General features: G+C 59.3%; 11 protein-coding genes. 4 read left to right on the forward strand and 7 right to left on the reverse strand.

The features are described 5' to 3' along the window. Nucleotides 1–143 precede the first annotated feature (143 nt). Nucleotides 144–1,274: a sensor histidine kinase gene (locus tag EI77_RS00790; RefSeq protein WP_133792856.1), complete on the reverse strand. Its 1,131-nt coding sequence runs from the start codon at nucleotides 1,272–1,274 to the stop codon at nucleotides 144–146. 157 nt (nucleotides 1,275–1,431) lie between these two features. Here EI77_RS00790 and EI77_RS00795 point away from each other — a divergent pair, with 157 nt between their 5' ends. The 3 genes from EI77_RS00795 (at nucleotide 1,432) to EI77_RS00805 (ending at nucleotide 5,393) form a co-directional block, all read left to right on the forward strand. Beyond that, nucleotides 1,432–2,583, forward strand: coding sequence for a vWA domain-containing protein (locus EI77_RS00795; RefSeq protein WP_166646942.1), 1,152 nt, complete (start codon nucleotides 1,432–1,434; stop codon nucleotides 2,581–2,583). Nucleotides 2,584–2,683: 100 nt separating this feature from the next. Then, nucleotides 2,684–3,376, forward strand: coding sequence for a response regulator transcription factor (locus EI77_RS00800; protein ID WP_133792858.1), 693 nt, complete (start codon nucleotides 2,684–2,686; stop codon nucleotides 3,374–3,376). A 37-nt stretch (nucleotides 3,377–3,413) separates the two neighbouring features. Next, nucleotides 3,414–5,393, forward strand: a complete 1,980-nt coding sequence (locus tag EI77_RS00805) for a sensor histidine kinase (protein ID WP_133792859.1) — start codon at nucleotides 3,414–3,416, stop codon at nucleotides 5,391–5,393. A gap of 90 nt (nucleotides 5,394–5,483) precedes the next feature. Here EI77_RS00805 and EI77_RS23515 read toward each other — a convergent pair whose 3' ends face one another. The 5 genes from EI77_RS23515 to EI77_RS00830 all read right to left on the reverse strand — a co-directional run bounded on the left by EI77_RS23515 (nucleotide 5,484) and on the right by EI77_RS00830 (nucleotide 11,216). After that, on the reverse strand, nucleotides 5,484–6,257 hold the full coding sequence (locus EI77_RS23515; RefSeq protein ID WP_208300230.1) for a hypothetical protein: 774 nt from the start codon (nucleotides 6,255–6,257) through the stop codon (nucleotides 5,484–5,486). 88 nt (nucleotides 6,258–6,345) lie between these two features. Further along, nucleotides 6,346–6,792, reverse strand: a complete 447-nt coding sequence (gene dtd / locus EI77_RS00815) for a D-aminoacyl-tRNA deacylase (protein ID WP_133792860.1) — start codon at nucleotides 6,790–6,792, stop codon at nucleotides 6,346–6,348. Between the two features lie 106 nt (nucleotides 6,793–6,898). After that, a complete protein-coding gene (gene metF / locus EI77_RS00820) occupies nucleotides 6,899–7,798 on the reverse strand; it encodes a methylenetetrahydrofolate reductase [NAD(P)H] (RefSeq protein WP_133792861.1) in 900 nt (299 codons plus the stop codon). Between the two features lie 5 nt (nucleotides 7,799–7,803). Further along, a complete protein-coding gene (metE, locus tag EI77_RS00825; RefSeq protein WP_133793834.1) occupies nucleotides 7,804–10,143 on the reverse strand; it encodes a 5-methyltetrahydropteroyltriglutamate--homocysteine S-methyltransferase in 2,340 nt (779 codons plus the stop codon). 125 nt (nucleotides 10,144–10,268) lie between these two features. Beyond that, the gene (locus EI77_RS00830) at nucleotides 10,269–11,216 is read right to left on the reverse strand and encodes a polysaccharide deacetylase family protein (protein ID WP_133792862.1); all 948 of its coding nucleotides are present in this window, start codon (nucleotides 11,214–11,216) and stop codon (nucleotides 10,269–10,271) included. Between the two features lie 103 nt (nucleotides 11,217–11,319). Between EI77_RS00830 and EI77_RS00835 the strand changes: the two genes are divergently transcribed. Further along, nucleotides 11,320–12,243 carry a LysR family transcriptional regulator gene (locus tag EI77_RS00835; protein WP_133792863.1) on the forward strand — a complete coding sequence of 308 codons (924 nt, stop codon included), beginning with the start codon at nucleotides 11,320–11,322 and terminating at the stop codon, nucleotides 12,241–12,243. Nucleotides 12,244–12,249: 6 nt separating this feature from the next. On the opposite strand, the gene EI77_RS00840 is transcribed toward EI77_RS00835, so the two are convergent. Then, complete coding sequence (locus EI77_RS00840) at nucleotides 12,250–13,404, reverse strand: alpha/beta hydrolase (RefSeq protein WP_166646943.1); 1,155 nt, start codon at nucleotides 13,402–13,404, stop codon at nucleotides 12,250–12,252. Nucleotides 13,405–13,524: the final 120 nt, after the last annotated feature.

A 13,524-nucleotide genomic window follows, 5' to 3' on the forward strand; every position in this document is an offset into this window, starting at 1 on the left:
GACCTCTACGGATTAGTTCCACCGCAAAGACAAGCCTAAACAACAGATGCTACACCCGCGTGTCAGAATCTGTTTCACAATGGGTCAAAGCATGCACCTGACACCATCGCCACCCATCCGACGAACAATGAAGGAAGCGGCACTTACGATGGTGTCGTGTAGCGTGGCATGTGCAGGGTGAAAGTCGTCTCTTCCTGCTCGGATCGTACCTCGACGCGCCCGCCGTGGGCTTGGGCGATTTCGCGCACGATGAAGAGTCCTAGCCCCAGCCCGTCTCGCGGATCACCGCCCGCGCGTTGCGACGCAGCTCTTTCCAGCGGGTTAAAGATCCTGATGAGGTCCGATGGATCTATGGTCGGCCCATTATTGGTGACTTCGAGGCAAACGTCCGCCTCTTCACAGCGAAGCGTCACGCGGACCGGGGTGTCGGATGATCCATATTTGATCGCATTGGCGACCAGGTTGCGGAGGAGCTGCTGCAATCGCGGACCATCCCACCGCCCATGGTTATCGGGGCTGGTGGTCAGCTCGATCCGTTTGCCGGGATGGGCCGCGCGAAACTGTTCCAGCTCGTCAGCCACCACCTTTGCGAGGTCGGTATCAGAGGTGACAACTCGCAGCTCGAGTCCAAGGTTGGTGCGGTTGAAGTCCACCAAATCGTCCAGGAGCGCCTGCATGGAGGCTCCGCTGCGCATGACCTGAGTAGCGGCATCCGAGACTTCCTCACCTGCGTTCAGCGTCGCCAAATATGAAGCCGTGAGCTGAATGGCGTTGAGCGGATTCCGCATGTCGTGCCCGAGCATTCCCAGCAGCAGGTTGCGATACCGCTCAATGGTGAGGTGAAAGTGGCTCACGGATTCAGCAATCGCCTGATCGATCGCCTCATTGAACCGAATCATGTCTTCGACGCCATCCTCCGCGAGCGGATGGGCATCCATCCACAGCCGCAGCACGCTCGCCCGCAACGCGCGATACTCGGCGACGAGTTGGTTGATATCAAACCGGCTGCGTGCCCGCAGGACAGCGTGCGTTTGCGCCGCCGTCTCTGGCGCGCCTGCTACCTGAACCGCGCGCCCCTTTGACTTTTCCGACTGCTCATTCCGGGTCTGGGAGGTGCCCAGGTCCTTGGCGATGGCATCCAGAATATCCTGCGCATGATCACGCAGAGCCAACGACGTCATGATCCCCGCTGCCGGAAGCAAGGTCGTGGCGAACACCTCCCACTCCGCTAGGATATCTTCCATCCGCTTTAAAATGAATTCAGCCAGTCTCATACCCCGTTTGTAGGTGGAATGAACATGACCTGCAATACACAGTTTCGCCCTTACAGAAAGCTCAGGAGGGGGCACAAACTGGGGCACGCTCGCGCCACCATCATTTTACACCCGCTTTACAGACGCCATGCCGGGCGGCATGCAGACTGGGGGTGCCATGAAAACACACACATCTACCCTCCGGCATACCCTCCTCAGTCTCCTCGCCAGCACGGCCCTGCTCAGCGCAGCGGCGGAATCGGCCAAAGACAATGCCATCACCGACAAAGAAACCCTCGTCCAAATCGCCATCCTCATGGATACCAGCAGTAGCATGGATGGCCTCATCGAGCAGGCCAAAAGCCAGCTTTGGAAGATCGTCAATGAATTCAACGACGCCAAGCAGGGCGATAAAACACCCGTCGTCCAGGTAGCCCTTTATGAATACGGCAACAATAACCTCAGCATCGGCACCAACTACATCCGCCAGATCCTGCCCTTCACGCGGGATCTGGATAAAGTCTCCGAGCAACTCTTCAAGCTGACCACCAACGGCGGAGATGAATACTGCGGCGCCGTCATCCGCGATGCCTTGGACAAGCTGTCCTGGGACAGCGATGGCAAAACCTACAAAGCCATCTTCATCGCCGGCAATGAGCCCTTCACCCAGGGACCAGTCAGCTCGCAGGATGCCTGCAAAGCCTCCATCCAAAAAGGCGTGGTGGTAAACACCATTCACTGTGGCAACCAGAGCGAAGGCGAAAATGGCGGCTGGCGCACCGGCGCAGCCTTGGCTGAAGGCCGCTTCCTGACCATCGACCAGGACAAAGCCATCGTCCACATTGAGGCCCCGCAGGACAAGGAGATCACCCGGCTGAGCATCGAGCTAAACAAAACGTACATCATTTATGGCAAAGACGGCAGCCGCGGAGTCGCCAACCAGCAGGCGCAGGACAGCAACGCCTCCCGCTACAAACAAGCTGGTGCGGAAGTCCAGCGCGCCCTCACGAAAGCCAGCTCAAACTACAGCAACACCGGCTGGGACCTGGTGGACGCTAACAAAAAGGCTGGCATCAAGCTGGAAGAAGTGAAGGAAGACGAACTGCCTGCCGAACTCAAAGCCCTGCAACCTGAAAAACGCCAGGCATACCTGGATGAAAAAGCCGCCGAGCGTGAAAAGATCCAGTCCCAGATCAAGAAGCTCAATGAAGACCGCCAGAAATATGTGACCGAAAAAAACAAAGCCAGCGGCAGCGATGACACCCTGGACAAAGCCATCGTCAAAGCCGTGCGCGAGCAGGCTGAAAAAAAGAAAATCACCTTCAAGTGATCCCGTCACAGTTCATTACGCCTGACTCAAAGAAAATCAAAAGTGACCTCTGCATTCAGTTGAGCCTCCGCCGCCTTTCCGTGTAAACTCTCCGCACCTCATGCCCACCATCCTTGTCATCGAAGACGATAGCGCTATCCGGCGCGGTGTGACCGATGCCCTGCGCTTTTCCGGGTATGAGGTGCTGGAGGCGGCGGAGGGGATTGCCGGCATGGAGCAGGCGCAAAAGGCCTCCTTTGACCTCATGCTGCTGGACCTCGTGCTTCCGAACCACAATGGATTCGAGATCCTGCGTGCACTCCGGGAGCACCGGCCGGGCACCCCCGTCATCATCCTTTCCGCACGCGGCGAGGAGGCGGACCGCGTGAAAGGCTTAAAGTTAGGCGCAGACGATTACGTCGTGAAACCCTTCAGCGTGCGCGAACTTCTCGCCCGTGTGGAGGCCGTTTTACGGAGATCACCCGAGCGCCCAAAACAAGTCCAGCAGATCCCCTTCCCCGCAGGTACGGCCGATCTGGAGCGCATGGAAATCCGCTTCACCGATGGCGGCCGCGATGAACTGTCAGACCGCGAGTGCGGCCTCATCGAATACCTCGCCGCCCATCGCGGGCGTGCCATCTCGCGGGAGGAGCTGCTGCGCCGTGTCTGGCGCATCGAGCCCAGGCAGATGGAAACCCGCACCATTGACATGCACATCGCCAATCTCCGGGCCAAGCTCCGCGACAACGGCAGCGAGCCCAAATTTCTCCTCACCGTCCGTGGCAAAGGTTACATGCTCAGCAGCGATCCATAACCACTCTTTTTGTTAGCCCACATACCGTTCGCCCTCCATGCGTCCCTTCATCCGCTGGTTCCTGTTCACCCTTTGCCTCCTGGTCTTCACCGGGGCCATGGGCTGGATCAGCCTGCGCATGCTGGACATGGAGGACCAGCGCCAGCGCACAGCGGAGGATGCCCAGGTGCAGGAAAAGGTGCGTCTGGCCCTCTGGCGCATGGACTCCCTGGCCAGCACCATCTTGATCCGGGAAAACTCACGCCCCGCTTATCATTACCAGGCGTTTTATGCCCCGGATGATCTCTTCGCCAGCCGCAGCCAGAGCATCCCCAAAGGCCAGGCCCTCATGCCATCCCCCTTGTTCGGCAGCCTGCCGGACCTCGTCCAGCTTCACTTTGAAATGATGCCTGCCCAGGGCATCGTCACCAGCCCGCAAGCCCCCGTCGGCAGCCAGAAAGAACTGGCCACAAGCTGGTATAATCAAAGCCCCGAAACCACCGTCTCCGCGCAAAAGCTCACCACTCTGGCTGCACTCCTGAAAAAGCATCCCGAAGTGCAAACCGCCCCCGCCATGGGTGCCATCCAGCTGCTCGAAATCAAGCCAGCTGCCCCCATGGAAAAAGCCAAGGCCGCACCCGAAGTCTCCTTCAAAGCTCCCCTGGATGTACAAGCAGCGGCCAATACCAATGAGCAGAACCAGCGGGCCTTGGTCATCAGCAACAGCATCGCCCAGGAAAAAAAGGAATTTCAAAAGCCCCTCCTCAGAAAGATGGCCCCATCACCTCCGGCGAAAGCGGAAAAGGCTGAGCCCATGGTGGCAGCAGACAGCACACCCAATGAGGAAGCTGATGACCAAAAACTGGATACGGTCACCCGCCGGTATCAGAGCGGGGGCACCGTCTTCTCATCCTCTCCCTCAGGTGCCAGCGCGGTGGCGACCCCCAGCATCCGCCAGGCACTCCCAGCCCTGGCCGGTGACCTGCAGCCCCTCTGGGTGGAAAAGGAACTGCTGCTGGTGCGCAATGCCACCGTGGAGGGGTTGCCTCGTCTGCAGGGTGTGTGGTTGGATTGGCCCCAGCTTCAGTCCCGCCTCCTGGAGACCATTCGCGATCTCTTGCCAGAGGCCACACTCATCGCCACCAGCCCCCAGGCAGCACGCACGGATGCCACCGCTCTGGTCACCCTGCCGGTCAAGCTCCTCACCGGCACCGTGCCTGTCATCGCCCTGCCAAACGGCTCCGCTTTGAAACCCGCCCTCCTTGTCGCCTGGGCCTGCCTCATCTCAGCCGCCCTGGCCATCGCTTTTGTTCTGCATCGCGCTGTCCTGCTCAGTGAGCGGCGCGGTGCCTTCGTCTCCGCCGTCACCCATGAGCTGCGCACCCCCCTGACCACCTTCCGCCTCTATTCTGAAATGCTGGCCGATGACATGGTGCCCGATGCCGCCCAGCGCCGCACCTACCTCCAGACCCTGTGTGATGAGTCCACCCGTCTCATGCACCTCGTGGAAAACGTCCTCGCCTACTCCCGCATCGAGCGTGGCCGCACCGCTGGGCGCATGGAAACCGTCGGCGTCAAAAGCCTGCTGGACCGCATCATCCCCCGCCTGCGTCAGCGCACCGATCAGGTGGACCTAGAGTTGAAGCTCATCGCCGATGAACAGGCACTCGCTTCCTTCCTCCACGCGGATGCCATGGCCATTGAGCAGATCCTCTTCAATCTCACGGATAATGCCTGCAAATATGCCGCCCCGGACTGTGATCACCGGCAGCTCACCCTCACGGTCAAATCCACCGGCGCAAATCTCACCTTCACTCTGCGCGACCATGGCCCCGGCCTGCCCGTTGCCCAAAAGAAACGTCTCTTTCAGCCCTTCAGCAAATCCGCCACTGAAGCCGCCCACAGCGCCCCCGGGGTCGGCCTCGGTCTCGCCCTTAGCCGCCGTCTCGCCCGAGAGCTGGGGGGCGATCTAATTTACCAGCCCCCAACCGGTCGCGGCACTGCCTTCCAGCTCACCGTCCGCACCGCCTCTCTATAAAAGCGCGCCCACCCCTTCAGCGACCTCTCCACAAAAAAAGCGGGACAGCGACCTCAGTCACCATCCCGCTCTTCACAATGTTCAGCTCGATTAACGCTTCGCCTTCTTAGCCGCTTTTTTCGCGACCTTGACAGCCTTTTTAGCGACAGGCGCAACAGCCTTCTTCACCGCCTTTTTAGCCACCGGAGCCGGGGCCTTCTTAGCAGGAGCTTTCTTCGCCGGAGCCACCTTCTTGGCAGGCGCTTTTTTCGCTGGGGCAGCCTTCACAGGAGCTGCTTTCTTGGCCGGGGCCTTCTTAGCCGGAGCCGCCTTTTTCGCGGCCTTCTTAGCCGGGGCAGCCTTCACAGGAGCCGTCTTCTTCGCTTTTGGAGCCTTCGCCTTCACGATGCCCGTGATGCCGCCCTCGCGGGTGAGGCGCTGCTGCAGCAGCTCTTCACGGAAGGAGATCGCCTCCGCCAGCACCTCGTCATGATTTTCCTTCGTGTAGCGATACACACGGGACACCGTCTTCCCCTTTTCAGCGCGCACAGACACAGCGATCAGCCGCGTCACCTTGCCCTTGGCTGTCTTGTATTTGCGGTAGGAGATGCCCACATGGCCGCTCTTGTTCTTCGCATTCGTCGTGTGGGCGATGCGGCTGGCCTCGATCTCCGGCATCTCGCCCAGGAGCTGGTCACGATATTCACGGGCCACTTTCAGTGCGCCTTTGGTGCCGCCGTACAGGCTGTCGGAGAAATGTTTGGTATGAAGCGCGCCGTTTCTGGAGATGCACACCTGGAAGCCGTGCGTCTGCTTGGAGGCATCGGTGCGGGTGTCAATACGTTTGATGTTGCGTTCGGAAAGTGGATTGGAGCGGCGGCGCATATGGGGGATAAAGTCTTTGGGGGGAGGTAGAAATTGAGCGCAACCCCCTCCCGTGCAACCCGAAAGTGATTTTATTATTCATTATAGGTTATTCCTTGGACTTGGAGTCCATCCAAACCGTCACCGGTCCGTCATTGATTAAGGCCACCTGCATATCTGCTCCAAAGACCCCGCATTGCACCGGCACCTCCTTGGAAAGAGTGGACATGAAGTGCTCATACAGGGGGATGGCCACCTCCGGCCTGGCCGCGCGGATAAAGCTGGGCCGGTTGCCTTTTTTCGTGCTCGCATGAAGGGTAAACTGGCTGATCACCAGCACCGCACCGCCCACCTCCTTCACCCCCAGGTTCATTTTCCCATCCGCATCCCCAAAGATGCGCATCTGGTGGATCTTTCCCGCCAGCCACTCGGCATCCTCCGCCGTATCCTCATGCTCCACCCCCAGCAGCACCACCAGCCCATGGGAAATGCTCCCCACAGCCTCCCCAGAGATGGTTACAGTGGCTTGCAGAGAACGTTGGATCAGGGCACGCATGGGTAAAAGCGAAACCCTCACCCAACCGCCCCCGGCTGTCCAGCCCTGAGAATATTGCCACCCTGGCCGAACCAACAGTTCATCAAAGCCTGTCATTCCGGCAGCTTCACCGGTTCTTCCCCGTGTATCCCAGCCCCCGCAGCACCTGCACCGTCGCCGCAGCCTGGTTCAGCGTATAAAAATGCAGCCCTGCCACCTCATGATCCAGCAGGTCCGCACACTGCATCACCGCGTGATGAATGCCCACTTGGCGAAACCCCTCTTCATCACCTCGGGTCCTTTCCAGCGCCCGCAGCAGTTTTGCCGGATACCGCGCCCCGGCTGCCAGTTCAGCCATACGCCGCAGACTACTAGCCTGGGTTAAAGGCAGGATGCCAGCCAGGATCGGCACCTGAATGCCCTCCAGCTCACATCGGGCACGAAAATCATGAAAGTCGTGATTGTCGAAAAACACCTGCGTGCACATCCAGTCCGCCCCCGCATCCACCTTCGCCTTCAGATGATCCATTTCAACCATCCGGTTAGGCGTCCCCGGATGCCCCTCAGGAAAACACGCCACCCCGATGCCAAAGCCACGCGCATCCGGGTGCAGCCCCCGTTCATTAAATCGACGGATGAAACGCACCAGGTCCGCCGCCGTTTGGAAGTCCCCTCCCGCATCAGTTCCCGCAGGCAGATCACCGCGCAGGGCCAGCACATTGCTCACCCCCGCAGCCGCATACTTCTCCAGCAGCGTTTGCATTTCCGCCTCCGTCTGTCCCACGCAGGTCACGTGTGGGATGGGATCAAAGACATCCGACTGGCGCAGTTCCCCCACCAGCGCCCCGGTTCGCTCACGGGTGCTGCCACCCGCTCCATACGTCACGCTGACAAAGTCAGGTCGCCAGGGTGCCAGTGCATGCAGGGACTCCTGCAGCACCGCCACTGCATCCGCCGTGCGTGGAGGGAAGAACTCAAAGGAAAGCGTCGGCCGTCCCGCCGCCAGTAGGATGTCTTTGATATGCATGATCTTCAGGCTTTCACAGGTTTCTCCGCACGCAGTTTCCTGGCCGCAGCCACCAGATGCAGGAGGGCAGGCTTCACCTCCGCCCAGCCACGGGTTTTTAAACCGCAGTCCGGGTTGATCCAAAGCTGCGCACGCGGAATCACCGCCTCCGCTTTGCGCATCAGGTTCACCATTTCATCCACACTCGGGATGCGTGGTGAATGGATGTCATACACCCCCGGCCCGATCTCGTTGGGATACTTGAAGTCCACAAACGCCTCCAGCAATTCCATGTTGGAGCGGGACGTCTCGATCGTGATCACATCCGCATCCAGTGCTGCGATGGCATCAATGATATCGTTGAACTCCGCATAGCACATATGCGTATGGATCTGCGTCTCATCCCGCACCCCGCTCGCACAAAGGCGGAAGGCCCCCACCGCCCAGTCCAGGTAGGCAGCCCAGTCACTCCGGCGCAGCGGCAGCCCCTCCCGGATCGCCGGTTCATCAATCTGGATGGCAGCGATGCCCGCAGCTTCCAGATCCGTCACCTCATCCCGGATAGCCAGGGCGATCTGCCGCGTCGTTTCTGAGCGCGGCTGGTCATCCCGCACAAAGCTCCATTGCAGGATCGTCACCGGACCTGTCAGCATGCCCTTCATCGGACGCTCCGTCAGGGATTGTGCAAACTCGGACCACCGCACCGTCATCGGCACCGGACGGCTCACATCGCCAAAGATCACCGGCGGCTTCACATAGCGAGAACCATAGCTCTGCACCCAGCCGTTTTGCGTGAAGGCAAAACCCTCCAGTTGCTCGCCAAAATACTCCACCATGTCATTCCGCTCGAATTCCCCATGCACAGGCATGTCGATGCCTGCCTCATCCTGGAAGGCGACACAATGCCGGATCTCCTGCTGGAGAAACACCTCATAAGATTCCGTACTCAGTTCACCTTTTTTCCAGCGCGCACGCATCGCCCGCACCTCCGCCGTCTGCGGAAAGGAGCCAATGGTCGTCGTCGGAAATTCCGGCAGTTGCAGCTTCCTACTCTGCACGGCTTGCCGCTGCGCAAATGGGCTCTGCCGGTTATAATCACCAGCCTTCACTCCCAGCAGCCGCGCCTTCACCTCCGCACGGTGAATACGTCCACTTTCCCGGCGGGAGCGGATCGCATCCTGGTTCACCTTCAGCACCTCATCATCACCACGGCCTTGCACAAAGCGGCCCAGCGTCACCACCTCATCCAGCTTCTGGTCAGCAAAAGCCATCCACTCCTTCAGTTCCGCATCCAGCCCTGGCTCATTGGCCAGCGTCAAAGGTGAATGCTGAAGCGAGCATGATGGAGCCACCCACAGGCGCTCCGCCCCCACCGCCGCTTTCGCTTTATCTAACAGAGCCAGTGATCCCGTGAAATCATTCTTCCAGATGTTGCGTCCATCCACCACCCCCAGGGACAGGATCTTGTCCTGAGGAAAACCGGCCAAGATTTCATCCAGTTCACCTCCACCTCGCACCGCATCAAAGTGCAGCGCCTGCACGGGCAGGGAAAGGAACAGCGGCAGGTTCTCCCGCAGCTCGCTAAAGTAACTCGTGACCAGGATCTTCAAACCCGGTGCCGCCTTGCCCAGGCGCGCCCACACCTCCAGCACCGCATCCCTCTGCGCCGCCGAAAGATCCAGGCCGAAGACAGGCTCATCAATCTGCACCCACTCCGCCCCCAGCGAGGCCAGCCGCTGCAAGATCTCCTCATAAACATCCGCCAGCCCACCCAGCAGGCTGAAACGATCAAAATCCTCACTGCCTGTGCCCTGCACCTTGCCTAACGAAAGGTATGTCACCGGACCTGGCAGCACCGGCTTGAGCCGATAACCCAGCGCCTGCGCTTCCTGAAACTCACGAAAGACCTTGTCTCCCACCAGTTTGAAAACCGTCTCCGCCTGGAATTCCGGCACCAGGTAATGGTAGTTCGTATCGAACCACTTCGTCATCTCACAAGCGAACGCAGGCTGGTGAGTGCATCCCGCATCACAGGAATCATGCGCCTCACCTCGGGAACCTCGCGCCATCAGGAAAAGCGTGTCCAGGTCCATCCCCTCCCCCTTCCAGCCAAAGCGTGGCGGGACGTTGCCGATCAGACAGGAAAAATCCAGCATCTGGTCATAAAACGTGAAGTCATTGCAGGGAATGAGATCAATGCCCGCCGCCTTCTGTGTAGCCCAGCCCTGCTCTCGCAGTTTCCTTCCTGCAGCCTCCAGCTCCTCGCCAGAAAGGCGGCCATGCCAGTAGGATTCCGTGGCTTTTTTCAGTTCGCGTTGCTGCCCGATTCGTGGGTAACCCAGGTTGTGTGTGTAGATGTCGCTCATGGCGACAAAACAACTATCGCCAGTTCCAATATAAACAATCCACAGAGTTTTGTGGATCATCATTCAAATCATTGATGATGAATCCACCCCTCCTCACCCACTAGCAGTCGTGTTTTGCCCCTGTTTTACGGCTGACCAGGAGGCAGCGGATCTAATGAAATTGTCTCAGCCGCTGGCGCAAGGCCACCCAGAGGCATCTCCGTGGTCGGCACAACCACCGCATCCTCAGGATGCACTGTGGCCGCCGCGACAGGCTGGTTCCTGGCCTCATACTGAATGAGCTGGGAGACCGTGACAAAATGATACCCCTGCCGCTTCATTTCATCCAGGAGCGCAGGCATCGCATTCACCGTGGTTTCATGAATGTCATGGCAGAGGATGATAGAGCCGGCCTTGCTCATGCTCAAAATTCGGTCATGCACTTTTTCCACCTTGCGCGGGGACTGCCAGTCCTGCGGATCCACATCCCAGAGGATGGTGGCATAACCAAAAACATCGCGAATCCGTTTACGCTGGGACAGCCTTGCCTGGCCATAAGGCGGACGATAGAGCACCGGCACCCGGCCACAGGCAGCGATGATGGCATCATGCGTGCGGCGCATCTGGGATTCCACACTCTCCGTCCCCAGAGAAGTCAGCAAAGGGTGCGACCAGCTATGGTTGGCCACCTCATGCCCCTCCTCCACCATCCGGCGTACAATCTGTGGAAAGGCCTTCACATTCCTGCCCACCATGAAAAAAGTCGCCTTGATGTTCCGGTCCCGCAGCGTGTCCAGAAGACGCGGCGTAAAGTCCGGATGCGGCCCGTCATCAAACGTTATGGCCACCACTTTTTCAGGCACTTCACAGCGTGTATAGACCGTTTGAAACTCCTCTGGCAGGCTCCTCGGCAGTTCTTCCAGGGCTGACTCCAGCCCCAGATTCGGCATCGGCTCATCCACCGGGATTGCCTTCAGGATGACCTCCTTGGGCGGCTCAGTCCCCGCAGCCACGTTCACCTCAGGCACCTGTGCCCAGGAGGTATAAGCTGGGATCAAAATAGAAATCAGGAGATAGCGGCCAAGCGAAGTCATGTCGAGGGGTGTCACCAAAGAACATAAACAGGCATCTGGCGAGCAGTTGTACTTTTTTTCCAGCTCCTTCCTGGATCATTCTCTGGCCGGGCTATGATGCAGCATGCTCGAAGTCCGCCACCTCCAGGCTCTCATCGCCCTTTCTGAAACCGGCAACTTGTCCAAAGCAGGCCGTCGCCTCCACCTTTCCCAGCCCGCCCTCTCCCATCAGATCAAAGCCGTCGAGGAACACCTCGGCGTGGAGCTTTTCCAGCGCAAAAGCAGCCCCCTCCGCCTCAGTCCCGCAGGTGAACGTTTGTTAGGCAGCGCCTACGACGTCATCAAAACCATGCAGCAATGTGAGCGCGACGTCGCCCGCATCGCCGAAGGCAAGGCCGGCCAGCTCAGGATCGCCGTCGAATGCCATTCCTGCTTCGACTGGCTCATGCCCGCCATGGATACCTTTCGTGAATCATGGCCTGAGGTGGAAATGGACCTCGTCTCCGGCTTCCAGCCCGACCCCACCGGCCTCCTGCTGGAAGATCAGGCAGATCTCGTCATCGTCTCCAAAGCCCCTTCACGCAAAGACGTCGTCTATCACCCCCTCTTCCGTTACGAAGTCCTCGCTCTGCTCGCCCGTAAACATCCCCTCACTCGCAAGACCTTCCTCACCGCGCAGGACTTCGCCAAAGAAACCCTCATCACCTACCCCATCCCCGATGACCGCATCGACATCGTGCGTGAAGTCCTCGGCCCCGTCGGTGTCAATCCCGTGCGCCGCACCGCCATGCTCACCGTCGCCATTCTTCAGCTCGTCGCCAGCCATCGTGGCATCGCCGCCATGCCTGGCTGGGCTGTGCAGCCTTATCTGGAAAAAGGCTATGTCGAATCCCGCCCTGTGCGCAAACAGGGCCTCTTCGCCAACCTCCACGCCGCCACCACCCGCAGCCTCTCCCAGACCGCCTACATGAAAGAGTTCATCTCCGTCATGAAGAAAGTCAGCTTCGATAGCCTCAAACGCATCGCCCCCGTCGGCGCGGACGCTTAGACCGCCTCACTTCACATCCCGCCACAGCCAGGTCAGCGCCTCTGGCAGATGCGGAGCCATGCCACGGCTGCCATGGAAGCACTCCGTCCAGTCCACCCTGTAGTCATAATTCATGTACTTCAGGCTCGCTTCCATCATCCGGTTCGCCAGCGGCCAGTTGCCAAATTTGTTATCCAGGTCATTCACCCCATCCAGCAGATACACCCGGATCGGCTTCCGCTCCGTCACCCGCAGCAGATACGGATACGCATTGCCACCACGGATGTCCACAAACGTGCCCACCCAGCTCAGCACCTTGTGAAATTTGTCAGGCCGTTCCCATGCCGCCGTAAACGCACAAATGCCGCCGGAGGACCCTCCCGCAAGGCCCCTGGCCTCAGGCTCCTGGCGGAATTTCACTCCATAACGCTTCTCCACCTCAGGCAGAATCTCCGTGAGCAAAAACCGACTGTAGGCATCCCCTAGGCTGTCATACTCAGCCCCCCGGTTCGCCGCCTTTTCTCCAGGCTTTTGGTTAGGCCTGCGGCCCGGATCAATAAAGACCCCAATCGTCACCGGCATCTTCTTTTGGTGGATTAGGTTATCGAAGACCGTGCTCGCCCGCATGGATCCCTTTGGGTCCACATGTCGCCCGCCATCCTGCCACACCATCAGGCACGCCTCCTCGCCCGCCTTATACTGCTGCGGGATATACACCGTCACCCCACGATGCGTCTCCGGGAAAACCTGGCTCTCATTCCAGTCAAACTTCTCCAGCTTCCCCACCGGCACCCCCGCCTGCGGCTCACTGTCCGCCGTGTATTCATAATGCTCCAGGTGCACCATGCCAGCCACCCGCGCCATTCCCTCCACCTCGATGCGGTAGTTAAACTCCTGAAAATTCGCCATCTTCTGCACCAGCACTTGCAGCCCGTCATCCCCCACCCGCACCATTTCACCGATCAGCGTCCCATTCCCCCGCACCACCCGTGCCGCGCCCATGTCCATGATCGCCCAGGCCACCGTCGTTCTCTCCACCTTCGTTCCGGGCTTGCCCTTCAGCAGATTCTGTTTTCCAAACAGGCGCACCACATCGTTATGGATCTTCTCCAGCTGACTCGCATCAGGAGAAGCTGCCAGCGCCTGCTGGATCTTCACCGGCGATGACAGAGGAGCAGGCACAGGCCCCTGGGCTTGGAGAGCAGAACAAAAGGCAAGAGTATATAAAAGCGGACGCCAAAACATGGCCAACTAAACGCCCGCAATCCCCAACCCTTTCGATGAATCCAACGCCTGCGTGCA

The sequence above is a fragment of the Prosthecobacter fusiformis genome (assembly GCF_004364345.1).
Lineage (GTDB): Bacteria > Verrucomicrobiota > Verrucomicrobiia > Verrucomicrobiales > Verrucomicrobiaceae > Prosthecobacter > Prosthecobacter fusiformis.